Raw genomic sequence first — 21,527 nt, forward strand, 5'->3', positions numbered from 1 at the left:
CCTACGTCAGGAATTGCGCCCGCGCAAAGCCGGGATTCGAGCCTCAGTCAAGACGCCGCGCTTCCCACTGGTTGCCCGCGCCGCGGCGCAGTTCCAGGATCGGCAGCTCGGCGATCAGCTCGGTCAGCTTCTTCTTGCCATAGGTGCGCGGGTCGAAATCGGGATTGGCCGCGGTGATGTGCTGGCCGATCTGGCCCAGCGAATACCATTCGTCATCCTGGTCGATCGCCTCCATCGCGCGCAGCACCAGCGTGCGGGCATCGGTCGGCTCCAGCTTGCGCTTCGGCGCGGTGCCGGGCGCCGCCGGAAGCTGCGTCTCGGCGCCGTCGTCGCCCAGGTTCTCGACATAGATGAAGCGCTTGCAGGCCATGCGGAAGGCCTCGGGCGTCTTCTGCTCGCCCATGCCGTAAACATCGAGCCCGTGTTCGCGGATGCGGCTGGCGAGCCGGGTGAAGTCGCTGTCGGAGGAAACCAGCACGAAACCGTCGAACCGGCCCTGGTGCAGGATGTCCATCGCGTCGATCACCAGCGAGATGTCCGAGGAGTTCTTGCCGCGGGTATTCGAGGGCGAATGGATCGGCACGATGGCCAGCTTGGCCAGCTTCTTCGCCCAGGTCTTCAGCCCCTCGCGGGCGAAATCGCCGTAGATGCGCCGCACCGAGGCTTCGCCGAGCGAGGTGATCTCCTCGAAGATCGCCTCGGCATAGCCCGCGGGCACGTTGTCGGCATCGATCAGGACGGCAAGGAGTTTGCTGCGGTCGTCGGGCATGGTCGCTTTCCAGTCTGCGTCAGCCCCTTCCTATCCGGTCGGGCGCGCCGAGGCCAGCGGCGAGACCGGCAGCAATCCCGGCCCCACCCTGTCGCAAATGCCACAGCCCGGGGGCGCCGCCCGCCGGCCAGCTTGTGATTCCGCCCCGCCTGCCGCATTTTCGCCAGGTCGATCCGGAGTACGATATGCGCCAGAGCCTCATTCCCGCCATTCTCGCCTGCCTCGCCCTCGCCGCCTGCGATCCGGCGGGCCCCTCCTCGACCGGCAGCTCTGCCGGCTCTGCCTCCGCCTCGGCGATCAATTCCGCCGATTGCGGCGCCGAAGCCTACCAGGATCTGGTCGGCGGCCCGCTCGCCCCGGCGCTGTCGCTGCCCTATGGCGGGCCCAAGCGCTATCTCGGCCCGGACGAGTCGGTGACCAAGGACTACAACCCGCACCGGCTGACCGTGACCAGCACCGATGGCGAGACCGTCGGCCGCATCATCTGCAGCTGATTTCCGTCGGTCCCCGGGGGAACGGAACGGCCGCATCCGCGTTGGATGCCCGAACCCTGCTTCGCAGGCCCCTGTAGACCGGAGGATATCCCCATGGCCGGAATTGGCTGGCTTCTCGCAATCATCGTCGGCGCGCTCGCGGGCTGGATCGCCGAAAAGATCATGGACGCCTCGCACGGGCTCCTGACCAATATCGTGCTCGGCATCCTCGGCGCGGTGATCCTGAACTTCGTGCTCGCCATGATCGTCGGCTGGCAGGCCTATGGCATCATCGCCAACCTGATCGTCGGCGTGATCGGCGCCTGCATCCTGATCGCGGGCGCCCGCTTCCTGCGCCGCGCCTGACCCCCGGCCGGGCGGACCCGCCCGGCCCCGCATTCCGACGCTGGCCGGCCGCCCTGGCGGCCCGCCGCCCCTGCCGCCCCCCGGAATACGCCCAAGGCAGCGGATCATGACTTTTCGTCATGACGACCCGAGCTTTGCGTCATTCCCAAACCGGGCCGCATCTGCCAATTTCCCCCTGTCACGCCGCCGCCGCCCCCCGCGGGCGGAGAGAACGGCACAAGCAGACGAGACAGAGAGGGAAGACATGAAACTCAGCGCAGCCGCGATTCTCGCGCTTTCGACCGCCCTGGGCAGCGCCGCCGCCGCCGAGACCTGGGACATGCCGGTCGCCTATCCGGCCTCGAACTACCATACCGAGAACGCCCAGACCTTCGCCGATGCCGTGGCCGAATGCACCGGCGGCGAGCTGGAGATCGTGATCCATGCCGGCGGCTCGCTGTTCAAGGGCGACGAGATCAAGCGCGCCGTGCAGCTCGGCGAGGCGCAGATCGGCGAGCGGCTGCTCTCGGCCCATGCCAACGAGAACCCGGTCTTCGCCTATGACTCGATCCCCTTCCTCGCGACCTCCTTCGAGGCCTCCGAGAAGCTGCGCGCCGCCGCCCAGCCGGTGCTGGCCAAGGTGCTGGGCGCGCAGAACCTGACCCTGCTCTATTCCGTGCCCTGGCCGCCGCAGGGGCTGTATTTCTCGAAGCCGGTGGCGACGCCCGCCGACATGGAGGGCGTGAAGTTCCGCGCCTACAACTCCATCACCGCCCGCGTCGCCGAGCTGGCCGGCATGGTCCCCACCCAGATCGAGGCCGCCGACCTGAAGCAGGCGCTGGCCACCGGGCTGGTCTCGTCGATGATCTCCTCGGGCTCGACCGGCGTGGACGAGAGCGTCTGGGAGGACATGACGAATTTCTACGACGTGAAGGCCTGGCTCCCGCGCAACACCGTCTTCGTCAATACCGACGCTTTCGAGGGGCTGTCCGAGGCGGCGCAGACCTGCGTCACTGACGAGGCGGCCAAGGCGCAGGCACGCGGCGCCGAGAAGGCGGCCGAGCTTTCCGGCGGCTTCGTCGCGACCCTGGCCGAGAACGGCATGGACGTGAACCCGCCGGCCGAGCCGATCATGGCCAAGCTCGGCGAGATCGGCGAGACCATGACCGCCGAATGGCTAGAGACCGCCGGCGACGACGGCAAGGCGATCGTCGACGCCTACAAGGCCGAGTGACGCCGCCGCCGCGGCAGCAGGGGCGTCCGGCATGGTCCGGGGCGCCCCTTTTCGCTATCCGCCTGACGGATGGACCGATACCCGGCCCGGCAAGGGCCGAAACTAGTGCAAGGTGACCTGATGCGCCGTTTCCTCGACCGGCTCTACGCCCTTTCCGGCTACGGCGCCGCGCTCGCGCTGCTGGCGATCCTCGGCCTCGTCGTCGCCCAGATGGTGACGCGCTGGCTGGGCGTGCTCTTCCCCGGCGGCGCGAATTACGCGGGCTACGCGATGGCCGCGGCCTCCTTCCTGGCGCTGGCCGACACGTTCCGCCGCAACGAGCATATCCGCGTCGGCATGTTGGTCGAGCGCGCCGGACGCTGGCGCCGCGGCGTCGAGATCTGGTGCTACACCGTCGCCTCGGCAGTGGCCGTGTTCTTCGCCTGGTACGCGATCCAGGCGCCGCTCCTGAGCCGCAAGATCAACGATGTCAGCCAGGGCCAGGACGGCACGCCGCTGTGGATCCCGCAGATCGCCATGGCCCTCGGCGCGACCCTGCTCGCCGTGGCGGTGATCGACGCGCTCGTCTCGCTGCTCTTCACCGAGGGCTACGGCATCGACACGCCGAGGAAGCCGGTGCTGAAGGACGCACTCTCTTCGGTGAAGCTGCGGATCGCGCTGGCGCTCGGCTGCGCGCTGGCGCTCTATGCGGCGATCCACCTGATGACCGGCTTCGACCGCGACGCGACGGGGCTGAAGATCGGCGTCTTCCTCTTCGTGATGTTCTTCCTGCTGGGCTCGGGCCTCTGGGTCGGGCTGGCGCTGATGGGCGTGGCCTATATGGGGATGATCGGCTTCACCCCGCGCAATCCCGGCAGCTCGATGTCGATCACCGTCTGGACCTCGTCCTCGAGCTGGACGCTGACTTCGCTGCCGCTCTTCATCTGGATGGGCGAGATCCTCTACCGCACGCGCCTGTCCGAGGACATGTTCAAGGGGCTCGCGCCCTGGCTGGCGCGCTTCCCCGGCGGGCTGCTGCATTCCAACGTGGTCGGCTGCACCGTCTTCGCCGCCGTTTCGGGCTCTTCCGCCGCGACGCTGACCACGGTCGGCAAGATGTCGATCCCGGAACTCCGGAAGCGCGGCTATCCCGAATTCATGATCGTCGGCACGCTGGCGGGCGCCGCCACGCTGGGGCTGATGATCCCGCCCTCGCTGACGCTGATCGTCTACGGGGTGACGGTGAAGGAATCGATCACCGGGCTCTTCATGGCGGGCGTGCTGCCGGGGCTGGTCCTGGCGGCGATGTTCATGGCCTATATCGCGCTCTGGTCGGTGATCCGGAAGGACCAGGCGCCCGAGCCCGAGCCGCGCCTGTCGCTGGCCGAGAAGCTGCGCGCCTCCACCCTGCTGATCCCGGTCGTGGTGCTGATCCTCGTGGTCATCGGCTCGATGTATGCGGGCATCGCCACCGCCACCGAGGCCGCCGCCTTCGGCGTGATCGGCGCGCTGCTCCTCGCCGGGCTGCAGGGCTCGCTCAGCCGCGCGGCCTTCCTGGAAAGCCTGCTCGGCGCCACCCGCACCTCGGCGATGATCGCGCTGATCCTGATGGGCGCGTCCTTCCTGACGCTGGCCATGGGCTTCACCGGGCTGCCGCGCAGCCTCGCCGCGGTGATCGCCGCGATGGATCTGTCGCCGGTCGCGCTGATCGCGGCGCTGACCGTGTTCTACATCATCATCGGCATGTTCCTCGACGGGATCTCCGCCGTGGTGCTGACCATGGCGATCATCGAGCCGATGATCCGTGCCGCCGGGATCGACCTGATGTGGTTCGGCATCTTCATCGTCGTGGTGGTCGAGATGGCGCAGATCACCCCGCCCGTGGGCTTCAACCTCTTCGTGCTGCAGGGGATGACGCGGCATGACATGACCTATATCGCCCGCACCGCGGCGCCGATGTTCCTGATCATGGTGCTGATGGTCGCCATCCTGGTGGCCGCGCCGGGACTGGCCACCTGGCTGCCCGACACGATCCAGGCCGCGCGATGAACCCGGTCGCCCTGGCCGGGCGCCATGCCTCGCTCCTGCTGCCCGCGGGATTCTCGGTCGTGCCCTTCCTGCCGGTCGATGCCGAGGCGCTGCGCCCGGCGCTCCCGCAGCTGGTCAGCCTCGCCACCGCGCTTGCGGTCGCGCGCCAGCCGCTCGACCCGGCGACGCTGCGCCGCCTGCTGGCGCCCGGCGCGGCGCTGCGGCTGGCGGGCTGGCTCTTCGTCACGCAGGTGCTGCTGGCAGGCGCCGCCGCCGCGCTGGGGCGGCTCTTCGGGGTCGATCCGCAGATCCTCGCGCTGATCGCGGTCTTCTGCGCCGCCCCGCCGCTCAGCGCCTCGCCCAATCTCTGCCTGATGCTCGGCTACGAGCTGGCGCTGGCGCTGCGGCTGACGCTGCTCGGCACGCTGCTGGCACCGCTCTTCCTGCCGGTCGCGCTGGCGCTGACCGGGCTGCCCTTCGACATCCCCGTCGCGGCGCTGGCACTGCGGGTGCTCGGCATCCTGGCCTTCGGCATCGCCGCGGGGCTGGCGATCCAGCGCCTGCTGGGCCAGGCCCGGATCGCCGAGCAGTCCGACCTGTTCAACGGGCTGGCCGCGATCCTGATGATCGTCTTCCTCTTCCCGCTGATGGCGGGCATGCGCGAGGCCGTTCTGGCCGATCCGGCCGAGGCGCTCCTCCTTCTCGGCCTGGCCGGGGCAGTCAATCTCGGCGGCCACCTGGCGCTGCGCAGCCTTGCCGGGACGGTCCTGCCGCCCGCCTCCGCCGCGGCGGCCGGGCTGGTCTTCGGCAACCGCAACACCGTGCTGGTCCTCGCCTCGCTGCCCTATGACCCGCGGCTGACCCTCTTCGTGGCGATGATGCAGTTCCCGATCTACGCCACCCCGTTCCTCTTCTCCCTCCACGACCGCTGGCGCGCCCCATGTCCTCCCCTGCCCCCTTCATCGGAATCCTGAGCCTCGACACGCGCTTCCCGCGCATTCCGGGCGATGCCGGCAATCCCGGCAGCTACCACCTGCCCGCGCGGCTGAGGATCGTGCCGGGCGCGGGCAGCCCCGACATCGTGCGCGACGGCCGCCCGGCGCCGGAACTGGTCGAGGGCTTCCGCACAGCCGCCCGGCAGCTTGCCGAGGAGGGCGCCTGCCTGGTCACCTCGACCTGCGGCTTCCTCGTCAGCGTGCAGGCGGAGATCGCCGCCGGGCTGCCGGTGCCGGTGCTGCTCTCGGGGCTGTCGCTGCTGCCGGTGGTGCGGCAGATGACCGGCGGGCGCCCGGTCGGCATCCTCACCGCCTCGGCCGCCGCGCTCGGCCCCGCGGCCATCGCCGCGGCGGGCGGACGGCCCGAAGAGGTGCGCATCGCCGGGCTCGACCATGACCCGCTTTTCGCCGGCACGTTCCTCGCCGCCAAGGCGCGGCAGATCGAGGCCTTCGACCCGGCGGCGATGGAGGCGGTCGCCGTCGAGGGCGCCCGCGGTCTCGTCGCGCGCCATCCCGGCGTCGGGGCGATTCTGCTCGAATGCGGGAACCTGCCGCCCTATGCGGCGGCGATCGGACGGGCCACCGGACGGCCGGTCTTCTCTATCCTCGACGGCGCCAGGATGGTCGCGCCGCGCTGAGCAGATCCGGCGCGCCCTGCGGCCGGAAACCCGCGCGGGCGCCGGATTCCCCGCCCTGCAGTGGCGGAGGCAAGTCACTGTTCCGCAAATGAAAAACGGCCCCGCAGCTTGCGCTGCGAAGGCCGTCATTTCCCTTCCGGAGAAGGTTGGCTGGGGTGGTAGGATTCGAACCTACGGTACACGGTACCAAAAACCGCTGCCTTACCGCTTGGCTACACCCCAACGGTGGAGGCGGATGTACTGTGTGGGGCCGGGGGGTGCAAGAGGCGAAACGCATTTTTTTCGCGGAAATTTCACGGACCGGCGACAGGCCGGTCCGTGCCCCCACGGAAGGCTCAGAGCCGGATCGGATCCGCCTTCGCCAGCGCGTCGAATGCCTTCAGCGAGGCCAGCAGCGCGGGCATCTGGTCGAGCGGGATCATGTTCGGACCATCCGAAGGCGCGGTGTCCGGCGCCTCGTGGGTTTCGATGAAGACCGCCGCGATTCCGAGGCTGACGGCGGCGCGCGCCATCACCGGCGCGAATTCGCGCTGCCCGCCGGAGGAACCGCCCTGCCCGCCCGGCTGCTGCACCGAATGGGTCGCGTCCATCACCACCGGATAGCCGGTCTTCATCATCGTCGGCAGGCTGCGCATGTCGGCGACAAGCGCGTTGTAGCCGAAGGACGCGCCGCGCTCGGTCAGCAGGATGCGCTCGTTGCCGGTGCTCTCCACCTTGGAGATCACGTTCGGCATGTCCCAGGGCGCCAGGAACTGGCCCTTCTTGATATTGACGACGGCGCCGGTCTCGCCCGCGGCGAGCAGCAGGTCGGTCTGGCGGCAGAGGAAGGCCGGGATCTGGATGATGTCGACCTGCTTGGCGGCCTGCTCGGCCTGGTCCTCGGTATGGATGTCGGTCAGGGTCGGGCAGCCGATCTTGTCGCGCACGGCCGACATGATGTCGAGCCCGGCCTCGATCCCGAGCCCGCGGCGGCCGCCCAGCGAGGTGCGGTTCGCCTTGTCGTAGGAGGCCTTGAAGACATAGCCGACCCCGGCCTCCGCGCAGGCGGCGGCCATGGTCTCGGCGATCATCAGGGCATGGTCGAGGGATTCGAGCTGGCAGGGCCCGGCGATCACGGTCAGCGGCGAGTCGTTCCCGATGGTCAGATCGCCGACGGAGATGGTTTTCATCAGTTTGTCACCTGTTCCTTCAGGACGGATGCGGTCAGAGATACCACAAGGTAAATACCAGCAAATATCAGGAAGGCCATGGCCGTGTTGGCAGCCACCCGCGGGTAGGCGGCCTGCTCCGGCGCGACCGGGGACACGTTCAGCGACAGGTAGCCCACCTGCCGCTCCGCCTCGCTGCGCGCGCCCTGCAGCGCCTGCTGCGCCTGCTGCAGCATCGCCTGGCGGGTGGCGAGCGCAGCTTCGGCGACGCGCAGGTCGCCATTGATCTGCGCCAGCGACAGCCGCCCGGCGCCGGGATCGTTGATCTCGGCCCTGAGCTCCGCGATCATCGTCTCCAGCCGGGCGATCGCGCGTTCCGAGGCCGAGACCCGCGCCGTGTTCGGCGCGCGGTTGTCGAGCAGCCCCGCCAGCTCCAGCCGCTCCTGCGCCAGCTGGGTCTCGAAGGCCGAAATCCGCGCCATCAGCGCGCCGATCTCCGCCTCGGCGCTGATCACGCCGCGGGTCTCCTCCAGGGTCAGCACCCGGCGCTGCGCCGCCTCCATCTCGGCCTCCGCCTTGGCGAAGGCGCGCTCCGCCGCGGCAAGCTGGTCCTCGCGCTGGCGCAGGGTCAGGTGGTTCACCACCTCCTCGGCATAGGAGACCAGCGCATCGGCAAATTCGACAGCCGAGGCCGGATCGGCGGCCATCACCTCCAGCTTCATCACCCCTTCGGTCGGGTCGTAGCCGGTCTTCACCCGGCGCAGGTAGAGCTTGTAGGCCCGCTCGATCGTGGCGTCCCGCGGCAGCCGCGCCATCGGGTCGAGCCGGCGGTCGGAGAAATGCCGGATGAAGCCCTTCTCGGCGGCGAGCCGCACCATCGCCTCCTTCGAGCCGATATAGCGCTGCACCGCGACCGCCTCCTGCGAGGAGCCGAAGGAGGTGCCCGCCAGCAGCGAGCCGATGCCGCTGCCGCCCGAGGCCTTCTGGACGATGAATTCCGCCGTCGTGGAATAGACCGGCGAGGCGACCACCTTCAGGTAGAGGCAGACCGCCAGCGTCGGCAGCAGAACGAGGCCCAGGATGCGCATCCACAGGCGCGAGAAGCTGCGCTTGCGCCGCTGGGCGATGTCCTTCTGGATCCGCTCGATCTCCAGCAGCTGGCGCTGCTCGTCGGCAAGCTGCGCAGGCGAGAGGCCGGGCATGACCGGCACCTGCAGCGCGGCGGCCGCGGGGCGGGTGTTGTCGACCACCAGATTGAGCGGATTGGCCGGGCCCTGCGGGTCGATCCCCTTTGCGCGCAGCTGGCGGACCGCCTCGAACGGGTCGGCGGCAGCCAGGCCGTGATGGCGCGCCAAGCGCATGGCATTGCGCAGCTGCTGGCCCGAGAATCCCTCCGCCTCGACGCCCGCGCGGCCCTCCGCCTTGGCGGCCTGCCGCCTTGCGGCCTTCGCGCGGCGCCGCTCCTGCCGGGCCCTGCGCCGGGCCGCGCCCGGATCGGGATCAGCCTGCGGCCCGGTAGTCATAGAGCCGCCTCGCTTCTTCCAGGGTTTCGAACCGGTAGAACCGCCCGTCGCGCAGCACCGCCGCGGAGCTGCAGAACTTCTCCAGCGTGTCGGGCTGGTGGGAGACCATGACGATGGTCGTGCTCGCCAGCCGCTCCTTCAGGATGCCGGCCGCCCTGCGGTTGAACTCCGCATCCGTCGCCCGCGGCATGCCCTCGTCGATCAGGTAGAGGTCGAAATCCAGCGCCAGCATCAGCGCGAAGCAGAAGCGCTGCCGCATGCCGGAGCTGTACTGGCCGACGGGGCGGTCGAAATACTCCTCCAGCCCGCAGAGCCAGCGGCAGAAGGCTTCGACATAGTCGGGATCGAGCCCGTAGAGCCGGGCGATGAAGCGGGCATTCTCGGCCGCGGTCAGCCGTCCCATCACGCCGCCCATGAAGCCCAGCGGGAAGGAGACCCGGCAGTTGCGGCGGATCGCGCCCTCGTCGGGCTTTTCCAGCCCCGCCATCATGTTGATCAGCGTCGTCTTGCCGGTGCCGTTGCGCGCGAGGATGCCGAGCGACTGGCCGGGGCGCACGGTGAAGCTGGCCCGGTCAAGGATCACCTTGTACCTGGTGCCGGTCCAGAACGCCTTGCTTACCCCTGCAAACTCGATCATCCGCCTACTCCGGGCCGCCCGGGCCCGGGAGACGGTCTAGCAGCCCCGCGCTGAAGACGGGCTTAACGCCCGCCTGCCGCGCCGCGCGCTCAGCCCTCGCGGCGCTGGACCCGGGTCACGCGCCCGGCGATGATCGCCAGCGCGGCGGCGGCGAAGCTCAGCAGCGCGCCCATCTTGGCGGCGTCCTGCACCACCCCCGGCTCGAAGGCCACGGTGGCGATGAAGAGCGAGACGGTGAAGCCGATCGCCGAGACGCAGCCGATCACCGTCAGGTCGATGATGCGCATCCCCTCGGGCAGGCCCAGCCCCAGCGGCCGCGCCGCCGCCCAGCCGAAAGCGGCCACGCCCAGCGGCTTGCCGACGATCAGCCCCAGGAAGACCAGCACCGTCGCCGGGCCGACCGCGTTCAGCTCCACCCCGGCATTGACCAGGCCGAAGAAGAACAGCACCACCTCGACCGGGTATTTCAGCGCGTGCTCCATGTCGTTGAGCAGGTCGTGCAGATGGCTCTCGGCAGCGGCGAAGAAGCCGAAGGCGCGGTCGGCATGGGGGATTGCCGGCACGACCGGCAGAAGGCCCAGCGCCGGGTGCAGCCCGGCCTGCTGGAAGCCGTACCAGCTGAGGCAGCCGGCCACGGCATAGGGCCAGAAGCTCAGCTTCTGCCGCACCCAGGAGGAATAGAGCCGCAGCTGGTCGCCGCGGTCGAGCCGCCGCGGCAGCTCGTTGAAGACGAGGAACACCGCCGCGGAGGCGCCGAAGGAGAGCAGCAGCCATTCCAGCGCCAGCTCGCTCGTGGGGTAGAAGACCGCCAGGATGATCAGACCCGCGGCGTCGTCGGCAATCGCCAGGAGCAGCAGGAACCGCACCGCCGGATGGCCCGCGCCGAAGACGATCCGGCCGACCAGGTAGGAGAAGGCGATATCGGTCGCGGTCGGGATCGCCCAGCCGCGCGAGACCGCGTCGAAGGTCTCGGAGCCCATCACGGCCGCCAGGCCCAGATAGACCAGCACCGGCCCGGCCATGCCGCCCGCGGTGGCGAAAAGCGGCGTCGCCGCCTTCTTGCCGCGCAGCGAGCCGTTCTGCAGGATCACCGCCTCCCAGACTTCCTTGGCGGCGATGGCGAAGAACAGCGCCATCAGCACGTCGTTGATCAGGTAGTGCAGCGTCAGCGTGCGGTGGACGTGGCCCTCGGCATCCAGATGCGGGTGGCCGATGAAGAAATTGTCGGCGATCACGAATTCGACGAAGTCATGATAGCTGTGCGGCGCCACATTCACCCAGACGAGCGCGATCAGCGCCCCGCTGATGAGCAGCAGGGAATATTCGCTGATGAAGCCCCAGACACGGTACATGATCGTCTCCCACCGGTACGTTGAGGCGAGCCTAGGCGGCGCAAGTTTCTGGTTCAAGACCGGTCCTCTCCGTGCTTCCGGCTTCCGCCCGTGCCCGGATCCGGGGATCCGGGGCCGGGCGGGACCGCGATGCCACGCCTTGCTGCACTGCGGCCATGAGGTGCAGGGCCGCAACCGCAGAGGCGGCGGAAAGGCGGTCAGAGGTCGAAGATCTTGCCCGGATTCAGGATCCCCCCGGGATCAAGCGCCGCCTTGATTTTGCGCATGATGCCAAGGGCCTGACCATGTTCTGCCTGCATGTAGAGCTTCTTGCCCAGTCCGACGCCATGCTCGCCCGTGGCGGTGCCCCCGGCCTCGAGCGCCATGGCGATCAGCCGGGAGTGGAGGCCGCGCACGACCTCCTGCTCTTCGGGGCCGTCAAACAGCATCACCAGGTGGAAATTGCCGTCGCCGACATGGCCGTGCAGCGGTGCCACGACACCGGCCGCCGCGATTTCGGCCTGGATCTGCGCGATCACGGCTGGCAGGGCCGAGACCGGAACGCAGACATCAGTGGACAGGCTCTTGGCACCCGGACGCAGGGCGCGGGCCGAATAGAGCGCCGAGTGGCGCAGCGTCCAGAGCGCATTGTACGCCTCCGGGCTCTCGCAGGGGGCGAGCGCCGCGCCATGGCCCTCGGCCAGCGCGCCGAAGGTCTCCAGATCGGCGGCCACCTGCTCCGGACTGCCGGCCATGTCGATCATCAGCGTCGCGGTCTCGGGGTGGTCCGTGCCGTTATAGGCGTTGATCGCCTGCATCTGCAGCGCGTCGAGCAGCTCGATCCGGTTCAGGCAGAGCCCGCATTGCAGCGCCTCGACCACCGTCTCGGTCGCCTCGGCGATCTCGGCGAAGCTGTAGAGCCCGGCCTTCGCCGCCTCGGGGATACCGGCCAGGCGCAGCGTCACCTCGGTGATGATGCCCAGCGTGCCCTCGGCGCCGACGAAGAGCCCGGTCAGGTCGTAGCCCGAGGAGGATTTCCGCGCCCGCCCGCCGGTATGGATCACCTCGCCATCGGCCATGACCACGGTCAGGCCCAGCACCCGGTCGCGCATCGTGCCATGGCGCACCGTCATCGTCCCCGAGGCGCGGGTCGAGGCGAGCCCGCCCATCGTGGCATGGGCGCCCACGTCGATCGGCAGGAAGAGCCCGGTGTCGCGCAGGTATTCGTTCAGCTCCTGCCGCGTGCAGCCGGCCTCGACAGTGGCGTCCATGTCGGGGGCCGAGACCCGCAGAACCCTGGTCATCCGCGTCAGGTCGAGCGAGAGCCCGCCCTGCACGGCCTGGGTCTGCCCCTCGATCGAGGAGCCGTGGCCGAAGGCGATCACCGGAAAGCGGTGGGCATGGCAGATCGCCAGCGCTTCGGAGACATCTCCGGTCGTCTCGGCGAAGAGCACCGCCTCGGGCGGGGCGGCGGCATGCCAGCTGTCGCCCGCCCCGTGCTGGTCGCGGATCGCCTGGCCGGTCTCGATCCGGGCGCCGAAACGGGCGGTGAGGGCGTCAAGGGCGGGATGGGACATCGCAGGGCTCCGGGCAGGAAGAGGCGGCGGGTCAAGCCCGCCGCGGGACCGTGTAGACCGGCAGCGGAGGGAAAGCTACTCCGCCGCCTCGCGCGCGGCGGCATGGCGGTTGACCGGCCAGCTCAGCCCGAGATTGCCGCGCAGCGTGTCGGCCTCGTATTCCTCGCGGAAGAGCCCGCGGCGCTGCAGCTCGGGGACCACCAGCCGGGTGAAGTCCTTCAGCGAGGCCGGGAGCGTCGGGAACATCAGGATGAAGCCGTCCGCGGCCTCGGCCTCGAACCATTCCTGCATGAAATCCGCGACCTCCATGTAGCTGCCGGTGAGGCCGTTGCCGGTGTGCTGGCGGGCGTAATGCGTCACCAGCTCGCGCAGCGTATGGCCCTGCTCGACGAAGTCCTTCACCTCCTGGAACATCGCGACCGAGCCCTTGGGCCTTTCGGGCATCCGCTCCATCGGGAAGGGCGCATCCAGGTCGGCGCCGTGCAGGTCGGTCTCCAGGAATTCCTGCAGCATCAGCAGGCCGACCTCGGGATGCATCAGGTCGACCATCTCCTGGGCGCGGGCCTCGGCCTCCTGGCGGGTCTCGCCGGTATTGATGACGATCCCCGGCATGATCTTCAGGTCCTTCGGATCGCGGCCGTATTTCGCCATCCGGGATTTCACGTCCTTGTAGAAGGCGGCGTTCTTCTCGATGTTCGAGGCCAGCGAGAAGGCGATCTCGGCGGTGCGCGCCGCCAGCTCGCGGCCGCGCTCGGACCCGCCGGCCTGGGCGATGACGGGCCGCCCCTGCGGCGTGCGCGCGATGTTCAGCGGGCCGCGCACCTGGAAATGCGCGCCCATGTGGTCGAGCTGGTGCAGCTTCGCCGGGTCGTGGTACATGCCGGCCTCGCGGTCGAGCAGCAGCGCGTCGTCCTCCCAGCTGTCCCAGAGGCCGAAGACCACGTCGAGGAACTCCTCGCCGCGGTCATAGCGGTCGGCATGCGGGTCGAGCCCCTGGCGGTTGTAGTTGTACCCCGTTTCGTCATGGTCCGAGGTGACCACGTTCCAGCAGACCCGCCCGCCCGAGATATGGTCGGCGGAGGCATAGAGCCGGGCGATGTTGTAGGGCTCGTAGTAGCTGGTCGAGGCGGTGGCGACGAAGCCGAGCTTCTCGGTCACCATGGACAGCGCGGTGATCGCGGTGATCGGCTCGAAGCGGTTCATCTTGGTGGGCTGGCGGGCCAGCGCCTCGGGATGGCCGACCGCGGCGGCGGGGCTGTCGGCGAAGAACATGAAATCGAGCTTGCCCGCCTCGGAGATCCTGGCGACCTCGGCCAGGTGCCTGATGTCGTTGGCGCCGTTCACGTCCGAGTCGGGATGCAGCCAGGCCGCCGGGTGGAAGCCGAAGGTGTAGACGAAAGTGCCCAGCCGGAGCTTGTCGGTGCGTGCCATGATGTCCTCGCGCATGTCCTGTCCGGGTCAGTATGCCTGCCCCATCCGCCTCGACAAGCCGCGCGGAGCTGCATTCCGGTTTAGGTTTCCTAAACAGTCACGCCCGGCCGGCGCATCTTGTGCGGTTCTGCAGCTGCGCTAGACTTTCCCGGCACAGACGGGAGGACAGAGCGGGATGGGCAGAGGGTTTGGCGGCACGGGACCGCAGCGGCGCGGCGGCAGGCTCGGACTGGCAGCGGTTCTGGCGCTGCTCATCGGGGCCTGCGCGCCCTGGGCGGAGGACTATCCGAAGACGGAGTCCCATGTCCTTCCCGATACCGGCAAGACCTTCCTGGCCGGGCAGGCCCGCGCGCTCGGCGATCCCGGGAAGGGGCTGTCGGGCATCCGCCTGCTGCCCGACGGCCCCGAGTCGCTGGCGCTGCGGCTCTTGCTGGCGGACCGGGCGGAACGCTCGATCGACGCGCAGTACTACCTTCTGCATGACGACACGGCGGGGCATCTCTTTGCCTGGCACCTGCTGCAGGCGGCGGATCGCGGCGTGCGGGTGCGGCTGCTGATCGACGACATGGACACCTCGGGCTATGACGCGATGACCGCCGCGCTCGACCGCCATCCCAATATCGAGATCCGGCTCTACAACCCGTTCCGCCGCGGCCCGGGCAAGATGCTGGCCTCGGCCTTCGAATTCGACCGAATCAACCGGCGCATGCACAACAAGTCGATGACCTTCGACGATGTCGTCACCATCGTCGGCGGGCGCAATATCGGCGACGAGTACTTCGCCGCCCGCTCGCAGAGCAACTACAACGATCTCGACCTGCTGGGCGCGGGGCCGGTGGCCAGTGAGGTCTCGACGGTCTTCGACAGCTACTGGAACAGCGAGCATGCGGTGCCGGTCGGCGCGGTGGCCCGCAATGCCGACCTGCTGAGCCTCGACGATGCGCGCGAGACGCTGGCCCGGCTGGCCGTGAAGGCCGGGGGGACGGAATACGGCAATGCGCTGATCGAGGCGACGCGGGACGCGTTCCGCCAGGACCGGCTGGCGCTGGACTGGGTGCCGGTCGAGGTGGTGGCCGACCCGGTGGAGAAATCCGGCGGCGCGGCGCCCGAAGGCGGGCTGCTGGCCGAGCGGCTGCTGCCGCATGTGAAGAACGCGCAGGAGGACCTGTTCGTCGCCTCCGCCTATTTCGTGCCGCGCGCGGCCGGGGTGGAGCTGCTCTCCGGGCTGTCGGAACGCGGGGTGAAGGTGACGGTGCTGACCAATTCGATGGATTCCACCGACGTGCTGCCGGTCTACAGCCACTATTCGCGCGACCGGAAGGAGATGCTGGAGGCCGGGATCCAGCTCTGGGAGCTGAAGGCCGACGGGCCGCGCCCGGACCGCGCGCGGCTGGGGCTCGGCCAGTCGCTGTCCTCGCTGCACACCAAGGCCTTCGCCATCGACCGCCGCTATCTTTTCGTCGGCTCCTTCAACTGGGATCCGCGCTCGGTCAGGCTGAATACCGAGATGGGCGTGCTGATCTCCTCGCCCCGGATCGCGTCGGAGGCGGTGCGCCAGTTCCAGGAGGGGCTGCAGCGCAATGCCTACCAGCTGCGGCTGGGCACGGACGGGCAGATCGAATGGCTGGACCACAGCCAGGACGGCAAGATCCTCGTCCGCCAGAGCGAGCCCGCGGACTCCTCCTGGCGCAGCTTCAAGAGCCGCGTCTACGGCATCCTGCCGATCGGCGGGCAGCTCTGATCCCGGAACGGAAAAAGGCGCGGAGGTCTCCCTCCGCGCCCTCGCTTCCGGCAGTTGCAGTCCTCAGTGGACCACGGCATCGTCCGGTTTCGGCCGGTTCGAGCTGCTGACGCGGTCGCCGACGATCAGCCCGTCCGTCCCGGCCGAGACCGGGATCACCGCGCCGTCCTTGACGTCGCCCGCCAGCAGCATCTCGGCCAGCGGATCCTGCAGCGCGCGCTGGATCACCCGCTTCAGCGGACGTGCGCCGAAGACCGGATCGTAGCCCTCGTCGGCCAGCCAGGTCTTGGCCTCCGCGTCGAGCTCCAGCGAGACCTTGCGGCCCGCCAGGCGCTTGGCCAGACGGCGCAGCTGGATGTCGACGATGCCGTCCATGTCCGCCCGGCCCAGCCGGTCGAAGATGATCGTCTCGTCGAGGCGGTTGAGGAATTCGGGGCGGAAATGCGCCCGCACCGCATCCATCACGTCGCGTTTCGCCTCCGAGGCATCCGCCCCGTCGGGAAGCATCGACAGCGCCTGCGCGCCGAGGTTCGAGGTCAGCACGATCAGCGTCTGCTTGAAGTCGACCGTCCGGCCCTGCCCGTCCGTCAGCTGCCCGTCATCGAGCACCTGCAGAAGGACGTTGAACACGTCCGGATGCGCCTTCTCGACCTCGTCGAACAGCACGACCTGGTAGGGCCGGCGCCGCACGGCTTCGGTCAGCACGCCGCCTTCGTCATAGCCGACATAGCCCGGAGGGGCGCCGATCAGGCGGGAGACCGCGTGCTTCTCCATGAACTCGGACATGTCGATCCGGACCATGGCGCTGTCGTCGTCGAACAGGAACTCGGCCAGGGCCTTGGTGAGTTCCGTCTTGCCGACGCCGGTCGGGCCGAGCATGAGGAACGAGCCCAGCGGCCGGTTCTCGTCGTTGAGCCCGGCGCGCGCCCGGCGCACCGCGTTCGACACCGCACGGACCGCCGTCCGCTGGCCGATGACCCGCTTGCCGATCTCGTCTTCCATGCGCAGGAGCTTCTCGCGCTCGCCTTCCAGCATCTTCGACATCGGGATGCCGGTCCAGCGCTCGACCACCTCGGCGATCTGCTCGGGCCGCACGGCCTCCTCGACCATCACCTCGTCCTCGGCCTCCTCGGCCGCGGCAAGGCGTTTCTCCAGATCGGGGATGCGGCCGTATTGCAGCTCGCCCGCCTTGGCGAAATCGCCCGACCGCTTGGCCTGGTCGAGTTCCGCCCGCGCCTGTTCCAGCTCTTCCTTGATGTCGCGCGCGGCCGCGAGCTTGTCGCGCTCGGCCTGCCATTGCGCGGTCATCTCGGCGGACCGCTCCTGCAGCTCGGCGAGCTCCTGCTCGAGCTTTTCGAGACGGTCGACGGAGGCCTGGTCATCCTCCTTCTTCAGCGCTTCGGCCTCGATCTGCAGCTGCAGGATCTGGCGGTCGAGCGCGTCGAGCTCCTCGGGTTTCGAGTCGACTTCCATGCGCAGCCGGCTGGCGGCCTCGTCCATCAGGTCGATGGCCTTGTCCGGCAGGAAGCGGTCGGTGATGTAGCGGTGCGAGAGCGTCGCGGCCGAGACCAGCGCGCTGTCGGAGATCCGCACGCCGTGGTGCAGCTCGTATTTCTCCTTGATGCCGCGCAGGATGGAGATCGTGTCCTCCACCGTCGGCTCCTGCACCATGACCGGCTGGAAGCGCCGGGCCAGCGCCGCGTCCTTCTCGACATGCTTGCGGTACTCGTCGAGCGTGGTCGCGCCGACGCAGTGCAGCTCGCCGCGCGCCAGCGCGGGTTTCAGCAAGTTCGAGGCATCCATCGCGCCATCGGCCTTGCCCGCGCCGACCAGCGTGTGCATCTCGTCGATGAACAGGATGATCTCGCCCGCAGCGGCGGTGATTTCCGACAGGATCGACTTCAGCCGCTCCTCGAACTCGCCGCGGTATTTCGCGCCGGCGATCAGCGAGCCCATGTCGAGCGCCATCAGCGTCTTGTTCTTCAGGCTCTCGGGCACGTCGCCATTGACGATCCTGAGCGCCAGGCCTTCCGCGATCGCGGTCTTGCCGACGCCCGGCTCGCCGATCAGCACCGGGTTGTTCTTGGTGCGGCGGCTCAGCACCTGCATGGCGCGGCGGATTTCCTCGTCGCGGCCGATGATCGGGTCGATCTTGCCGTCGCGCGCCGCCTCGGTCAGGTCGCGGGCGTATTTCTTCAGCGCTTCATAGGTGTCCTCGGCCGACGCGCTGTCGGCCGTGCGGCCCTTGCGCAGGTCGTTGATCGCCTCGTTCAGCTTCTGCGCGCTGACGGCACCGGCCTCCAGCGCTTCCTTGGCCTTCGAGCGCACCACGGCCAGTGCCGTGAGGATGCGTTCCACCGGCACGAAGCTGTCGCCCGCCTTGCCCGCGATCTTCTCGGCCTCGTCGAGCACGCGGCCCAGCTGCGGGTCCATGTAGACCTGCCCGGCATCGCCGGTGACGGCGGGGATGCGCCCCAGCGCCTGATCGACCGACTCGCGCACCCGGTCCGGCGCGCCGCCGGCCCGCTTGATCAGATTTGCGGCAAGACCCTCCTCGTCATCGAGCAGCGCCTTGAGCAAATGCTCGGGCGCCAGCTTCTGGTGGTTTTCGCGCATCGCGATGGTCTGGGCGGCCTGGAGGAACCCGCGCGACCGTTCCGTGAACTTCTCAAGGTTCATGGATATTCTCCTTTCCCTAAGCGCCCTTATGTTGCCCGCCCGACATGCGGCACGGGACCCTGCAGGGCCTCTGCGCAAGAGATGGGCAGGCGGCGAAGGCTTCTCAAGATACCGGCCGCAGAAAAATGCGCGCCCGCGCAGGAGGTAAAATATGCCTCAAATGAGCAAAAATCCGCGAGTCCCCGCCGCAAGCTTGAATCAAAAGTTGAAAAATGGGCAGGATGCCCACACGTTAAACGTGTGTTCAGATAGGTATCTTCATGGCAGACGTTTCTCCGACCTTGCCGCTGCAAGACGCGGCGCCCGAATTGCTGGATCTGGAGATCCGCACCCTGCGCCAGACCGCCCCCGGGCTTCTGGAGGCGGATGTGAGCCTGATCCTGCAGGGGCCCGACGGGCTGACCGCGCGGAACCTGACCCTCACCGTCCCGGAAGGCGGCAGCGGCGGGATGCTGCCGCGGCTGCGCGCGGAGGCGCAGCTGATGCTGAACGCGTCGATCCGGATGGAGAAATTCTGCTTCGAGGCCGTCGGCAATTCCAGCGGCCCGGACGGCGCCGCCGCCGCCTGAGCGCCCTGTCCCGAGCGGCCCCCGGGACCAAGCCCCTTGATGCAATCCGGCGTGCAAGCTAGTCCGGGGCAGCCCAAGGAGATGCCCATGACCGAGACCGAGACCGCCACCCGCCCGCAGACCGATGACCGCCTGATCGTCGCGCTCGACGTGCCCAACGCGGTGGCCGGGCTTGAGCTCGCCGGCAAGCTCGGCCCGGATGTCGGCTTCTACAAGATCGGCCTCGGCATGCTGACCGGCGGCGGCCTCGCGCTGGCCAACGAGCTCAAGCAGGAGCACGGCAAGCGCATCTTCCTCGACATGAAGCTCTTCGACATCGGCGCGACGGTGGAAGCCGCCGTGCGCGGCCTGGCGCAGTTCGACCTGGACTTCCTGACCGTGCATGGCGATCCGCATGTGGTGCGCGCCGCCAAGGAGGGCGCGGCCGGGTCGCAGACGAAGATCCTCGCCGTGACGATCCTGACCTCGCTCGACCGCGGCGATCTCGACGACGCGCTGATGCAGGACGGCCCGATCGAGGAGCTGGTGCTGGAACGCGCCGCCCGCGCGCTGGCGGCCGGTGCGGACGGGGTGATCTCCTCGCCGCAGGAAGCCGCGCTGATCCGCGGCCTGCCCGAAGCCGAGGGCAAGCTGATCGTCACCCCGGGCGTGCGCCCGGCCGGCGCCGATCTGGGCGACCAGAAGCGGGTGATGACCCCGGCCGAGGCGATCGCGGCGGGCGCGGACCACGTCGTGGTCGGCCGCCCGGTCTGGAAGGCCCCCGATCCCCGCGCCGCGGCCCAGGCGATCCTGGCCGAGCTCTCCAGCCCTCAGGCCGAGCGCCCCAACCGCGGCTGAGCCCGGAAGGCGGCACTCCGGAAGACGCGGCCGGTCATGCGTCTTCCCTGCCGGACCCGGCCCGGCAGACGGCGGCCCGGGCTCCGCGGCAGGAGCTTCCGGCATTCCTTTGGAGGACCACGCCCGATGCCTTCACCCGGCAGCGGCGCGCATCTCGTCCCGGCACCACCGCCGATGGCCCGGCACGTCCCCGGACCGCGCGCGCCAGCGCGCCTGAGCACTCCGGCGGCTGGCCGCCATCCTGCTGGAAGGTCAGCGGCCCTCGCCGCTCTCCCCGCCGTTCTCCTGGTCGCCCGGCAGCTTCTCGTTCACGTCGTAGTCGATCCGCTTGCCCCGGGCTGCGCGGCCCCCGGCCCAGCGGCGCAGCGCCATCCAGGCGCCGAGCGAGACCAGCGCGAAGCCGAGGGCCAGCGCCGGGACCGAGCCCGCCAGGAAGGCCGCCAGCGGCCCTCCGGCCATCAGCACGACCCCCATAGCGCCGGCGCCGATGGCGAAGCCCAGCAGCACGTAGCCCGGCAGCAGCACCTCGCCGATGCCGAGCACCACCGCCGCCAGAAGCCAGATCCAGCCGTCGCCTGCCATCAGCCGCGCCCCTTCAGCATCTTGAACGCGTCGCCGAAGGCCTCGAGCGCGGCGGCCGGCACGATCACCGTCTGCTGCCCCTGCCCGCTGCCCAGCGATTTCAGCGCCTCGACCTGCTTCAGCGCCACCTGGTACTGCGCCGCCGACAGCCCGGTCTCGGCGATCGCCTCGGCCACCGCCTTGGTCGCATAGGCCTCGGCCTCGGCCTCCACCCGGCGCGCCTCGGCACGCTGGCGCGCGGCGTAGAGCTCGGCATCCGCCTGCAGCTCCACCGCGCGCTTGCGGCCCTCGGCCTCGGTCACCTGCGCCCGCCGCGCCCGCTCGGCATTGAGCTGCTGGAGCATCGCGTCGCGGGTCGCCCGGTCGAGCTCGACATCGAGGATCTCGACCCGCGTCACCTCGATCCCCCAGTCATTCACCGCATCCGCCACCGAGGCCTTGATCGTCGCGATCAGCCGCGCGCGGTTGGCCTGCACCTCGTCAAGCTCCATCTGGCCGATCTCGGCGCGCACGATCCCCGCCACGGTGGTCGAGATCGCCCCGTCTATGTCGCGGATCCGGTAGACCGTCCGCTCGGGCTCGGTGATGCGGTAGAAGACGCTCGATTCCACCTGAACCAGCACGTTGTCGGCGGTGATCGCGTCCTGGCTGGCCGGGGGAAGCTGCCGCTCGAGCACCGAGACCTTGTGCGCCACGCTGTCGAGGAAGGGCACGATCAGGTTCAGCCCGGGGCCGAGCACCACCCGCAGCCGGCCGAAGCGCTCCACCACGTATTGCTGCGACTGCGGCACGATCCGCACGCCCAGGAACAGGCAGAGCAGGATGAAGACCGCCAGCGCGATCGCCAGGAGCCCCGAGCCGGTCAGGCCGGTGAGTTGCATGAAGTCCTGCATGCGGAAATGTCCTCTTTCAAACCTGCCAGTTAAATGAGCAATCTGCGGGACGGGCGCAAGGGTGCGCGGGAACCCTTGGCGCCATCCGCGCGTTGATCCTGCCCCCGGGAGATGCTTT

The 21,527-nt window shown here is 69.3% G+C and carries 19 protein-coding genes, 1 tRNA gene and 1 pseudogene; 10 read left to right on the plus strand and 11 right to left on the minus strand.

The window, feature by feature from the left end:
• Positions 1-43 precede the first annotated feature (43 nt).
• A complete protein-coding gene (locus FGX59_RS10085) occupies positions 44-769 on the minus strand; it encodes an NYN domain-containing protein (RefSeq protein WP_138466411.1) in 726 nt (241 codons plus the stop codon).
• A gap of 185 nt (positions 770-954) precedes the next feature.
• Between FGX59_RS10085 and FGX59_RS10090 the strand changes: the two genes are divergently transcribed.
• From FGX59_RS10090 to FGX59_RS10115, 7 genes and pseudogenes are all read left to right on the plus strand, one after another.
• Positions 955-1,263 (plus strand): hypothetical protein, encoded by a 309-nt coding sequence (locus FGX59_RS10090; protein WP_138466412.1) that lies wholly within the window; start codon positions 955-957, stop codon positions 1,261-1,263.
• A gap of 93 nt (positions 1,264-1,356) precedes the next feature.
• The gene (locus tag FGX59_RS10095; RefSeq protein ID WP_138466413.1) at positions 1,357-1,608 is read left to right on the plus strand and encodes a GlsB/YeaQ/YmgE family stress response membrane protein; all 252 of its coding nucleotides are present in this window, start codon (positions 1,357-1,359) and stop codon (positions 1,606-1,608) included.
• A 244-nt stretch (positions 1,609-1,852) separates the two neighbouring features.
• Positions 1,853-2,821 (plus strand): TRAP transporter substrate-binding protein, encoded by a 969-nt coding sequence (locus tag FGX59_RS10100; RefSeq protein WP_138466414.1) that lies wholly within the window; start codon positions 1,853-1,855, stop codon positions 2,819-2,821.
• A gap of 120 nt (positions 2,822-2,941) precedes the next feature.
• A pseudogene (locus tag FGX59_RS38640) lies at positions 2,942-3,385 on the plus strand (TRAP transporter small permease); the annotation flags it as partial.
• 138 nt (positions 3,386-3,523) lie between these two features.
• Positions 3,524-4,849: a TRAP transporter large permease gene (locus tag FGX59_RS10105; RefSeq protein ID WP_240722379.1), complete on the plus strand. Its 1,326-nt coding sequence runs from the start codon at positions 3,524-3,526 to the stop codon at positions 4,847-4,849.
• Positions 4,846-5,802, plus strand: coding sequence for a hypothetical protein (locus FGX59_RS10110; protein ID WP_138466416.1), 957 nt, complete (start codon positions 4,846-4,848; stop codon positions 5,800-5,802). Before FGX59_RS10105 ends, FGX59_RS10110 begins: the two co-directional genes overlap by 4 nt.
• Positions 5,769-6,461, plus strand: a complete 693-nt coding sequence (locus tag FGX59_RS10115; protein WP_138466417.1) for an aspartate/glutamate racemase family protein — start codon at positions 5,769-5,771, stop codon at positions 6,459-6,461. The genes FGX59_RS10110 and FGX59_RS10115 overlap by 34 nt, the downstream gene beginning before the upstream one ends.
• A gap of 147 nt (positions 6,462-6,608) precedes the next feature.
• Here the strand turns inward: FGX59_RS10115 and FGX59_RS10120 are convergent.
• The 7 genes from FGX59_RS10120 to FGX59_RS10150 all read right to left on the minus strand — a co-directional run bounded on the left by FGX59_RS10120 (position 6,609) and on the right by FGX59_RS10150 (position 14,123).
• Positions 6,609-6,683, minus strand: a tRNA-Gln gene (locus FGX59_RS10120).
• Positions 6,684-6,796: 113 nt separating this feature from the next.
• Positions 6,797-7,630, minus strand: coding sequence for a 3-deoxy-8-phosphooctulonate synthase (kdsA, locus tag FGX59_RS10125; protein WP_138466418.1), 834 nt, complete (start codon positions 7,628-7,630; stop codon positions 6,797-6,799).
• Positions 7,630-9,132, minus strand: a complete 1,503-nt coding sequence (locus FGX59_RS10130) for a capsule biosynthesis protein (RefSeq protein WP_138466419.1) — start codon at positions 9,130-9,132, stop codon at positions 7,630-7,632. The genes kdsA and FGX59_RS10130 overlap by 1 nt, the downstream gene beginning before the upstream one ends.
• Complete coding sequence (locus FGX59_RS10135; protein ID WP_138466420.1) at positions 9,110-9,769, minus strand: ABC transporter ATP-binding protein; 660 nt, start codon at positions 9,767-9,769, stop codon at positions 9,110-9,112. The genes FGX59_RS10130 and FGX59_RS10135 overlap by 23 nt, the downstream gene beginning before the upstream one ends.
• A gap of 89 nt (positions 9,770-9,858) precedes the next feature.
• Positions 9,859-11,121 carry a Na+/H+ antiporter NhaA gene (locus FGX59_RS10140; RefSeq protein WP_138466421.1) on the minus strand — a complete coding sequence of 421 codons (1,263 nt, stop codon included), beginning with the start codon at positions 11,119-11,121 and terminating at the stop codon, positions 9,859-9,861.
• A 197-nt stretch (positions 11,122-11,318) separates the two neighbouring features.
• A complete protein-coding gene (locus tag FGX59_RS10145; RefSeq protein ID WP_138466422.1) occupies positions 11,319-12,677 on the minus strand; it encodes an FAD-binding oxidoreductase in 1,359 nt (452 codons plus the stop codon).
• A gap of 75 nt (positions 12,678-12,752) precedes the next feature.
• On the minus strand, positions 12,753-14,123 hold the full coding sequence (locus FGX59_RS10150; protein WP_206078331.1) for an LLM class flavin-dependent oxidoreductase: 1,371 nt from the start codon (positions 14,121-14,123) through the stop codon (positions 12,753-12,755).
• A 160-nt stretch (positions 14,124-14,283) separates the two neighbouring features.
• Between FGX59_RS10150 and FGX59_RS10155 the strand changes: the two genes are divergently transcribed.
• Positions 14,284-15,849, plus strand: a complete 1,566-nt coding sequence (locus FGX59_RS10155; RefSeq protein WP_138466423.1) for a phospholipase D family protein — start codon at positions 14,284-14,286, stop codon at positions 15,847-15,849.
• Positions 15,850-15,912: 63 nt separating this feature from the next.
• Here the strand turns inward: FGX59_RS10155 and clpB are convergent, their stop codons facing one another.
• Positions 15,913-18,528, minus strand: coding sequence for an ATP-dependent chaperone ClpB (clpB, locus tag FGX59_RS10160; protein ID WP_138466424.1), 2,616 nt, complete (start codon positions 18,526-18,528; stop codon positions 15,913-15,915).
• A 260-nt stretch (positions 18,529-18,788) separates the two neighbouring features.
• Here clpB and FGX59_RS10165 point away from each other — a divergent pair, with 260 nt between their 5' ends.
• Both FGX59_RS10165 and pyrF read left to right on the plus strand, forming a co-directional pair.
• A complete protein-coding gene (locus tag FGX59_RS10165; protein WP_138466425.1) occupies positions 18,789-19,097 on the plus strand; it encodes a hypothetical protein in 309 nt (102 codons plus the stop codon).
• A gap of 87 nt (positions 19,098-19,184) precedes the next feature.
• On the plus strand, positions 19,185-19,934 hold the full coding sequence (gene pyrF, locus FGX59_RS10170) for an orotidine-5'-phosphate decarboxylase (protein WP_138466426.1): 750 nt from the start codon (positions 19,185-19,187) through the stop codon (positions 19,932-19,934).
• A 252-nt stretch (positions 19,935-20,186) separates the two neighbouring features.
• Here the strand turns inward: pyrF and FGX59_RS10175 are convergent, their stop codons facing one another.
• Together FGX59_RS10175 and FGX59_RS10180 are read right to left on the minus strand one after the other, a co-directional pair.
• Entirely contained in the window at positions 20,187-20,516 is a 330-nt protein-coding gene (locus FGX59_RS10175) for an NfeD family protein (protein WP_138466427.1), read from the minus strand.
• A complete protein-coding gene (locus tag FGX59_RS10180) occupies positions 20,516-21,409 on the minus strand; it encodes an SPFH domain-containing protein (protein ID WP_138466428.1) in 894 nt (297 codons plus the stop codon). Before FGX59_RS10180 ends, FGX59_RS10175 begins: the two co-directional genes overlap by 1 nt.
• Positions 21,410-21,527: the final 118 nt, after the last annotated feature.

The organism is Poseidonocella sp. HB161398, assembly GCF_005870025.1.
GTDB lineage: Bacteria > Pseudomonadota > Alphaproteobacteria > Rhodobacterales > Rhodobacteraceae > Mangrovicoccus.

Excerpts from the sequence above, each read along its gene's own strand:
- FGX59_RS10085 (WP_138466411.1), bottom strand. The coding sequence starts at position 769 with ATGCCCGACGACCGCAGCAAACTCCTTGCCGTCCTGATCGATGCCGAC.
- FGX59_RS10090 (WP_138466412.1), top strand. The coding sequence starts at position 955 with ATGCGCCAGAGCCTCATTCCCGCCATTCTCGCCTGCCTCGCCCTCGCC.
- FGX59_RS10095 (WP_138466413.1), top strand. The coding sequence starts at position 1,357 with ATGGCCGGAATTGGCTGGCTTCTCGCAATCATCGTCGGCGCGCTCGCG.
- FGX59_RS10100 (WP_138466414.1), top strand. The coding sequence starts at position 1,853 with ATGAAACTCAGCGCAGCCGCGATTCTCGCGCTTTCGACCGCCCTGGGC.
- FGX59_RS10105 (WP_240722379.1), top strand. The coding sequence starts at position 3,524 with ATGACCGGCTTCGACCGCGACGCGACGGGGCTGAAGATCGGCGTCTTC.
- FGX59_RS10110 (WP_138466416.1), top strand. The coding sequence starts at position 4,846 with ATGAACCCGGTCGCCCTGGCCGGGCGCCATGCCTCGCTCCTGCTGCCC.
- FGX59_RS10115 (WP_138466417.1), top strand. The coding sequence starts at position 5,769 with ATGTCCTCCCCTGCCCCCTTCATCGGAATCCTGAGCCTCGACACGCGC.
- kdsA (WP_138466418.1), bottom strand. The coding sequence starts at position 7,630 with ATGAAAACCATCTCCGTCGGCGATCTGACCATCGGGAACGACTCGCCG.
- FGX59_RS10130 (WP_138466419.1), bottom strand. The coding sequence starts at position 9,132 with ATGACTACCGGGCCGCAGGCTGATCCCGATCCGGGCGCGGCCCGGCGC.
- FGX59_RS10135 (WP_138466420.1), bottom strand. The coding sequence starts at position 9,769 with ATGATCGAGTTTGCAGGGGTAAGCAAGGCGTTCTGGACCGGCACCAGG.
- FGX59_RS10140 (WP_138466421.1), bottom strand. The coding sequence starts at position 11,121 with ATGTACCGTGTCTGGGGCTTCATCAGCGAATATTCCCTGCTGCTCATC.
- FGX59_RS10145 (WP_138466422.1), bottom strand. The coding sequence starts at position 12,677 with ATGTCCCATCCCGCCCTTGACGCCCTCACCGCCCGTTTCGGCGCCCGG.
- FGX59_RS10150 (WP_206078331.1), bottom strand. The coding sequence starts at position 14,123 with ATGCGCGAGGACATCATGGCACGCACCGACAAGCTCCGGCTGGGCACT.
- FGX59_RS10155 (WP_138466423.1), top strand. The coding sequence starts at position 14,284 with ATGGGCAGAGGGTTTGGCGGCACGGGACCGCAGCGGCGCGGCGGCAGG.
- clpB (WP_138466424.1), bottom strand. The coding sequence starts at position 18,528 with ATGAACCTTGAGAAGTTCACGGAACGGTCGCGCGGGTTCCTCCAGGCC.
- FGX59_RS10165 (WP_138466425.1), top strand. The coding sequence starts at position 18,789 with ATGGCAGACGTTTCTCCGACCTTGCCGCTGCAAGACGCGGCGCCCGAA.
- pyrF (WP_138466426.1), top strand. The coding sequence starts at position 19,185 with ATGACCGAGACCGAGACCGCCACCCGCCCGCAGACCGATGACCGCCTG.
- FGX59_RS10175 (WP_138466427.1), bottom strand. The coding sequence starts at position 20,516 with ATGGCAGGCGACGGCTGGATCTGGCTTCTGGCGGCGGTGGTGCTCGGC.
- FGX59_RS10180 (WP_138466428.1), bottom strand. The coding sequence starts at position 21,409 with ATGCAGGACTTCATGCAACTCACCGGCCTGACCGGCTCGGGGCTCCTG.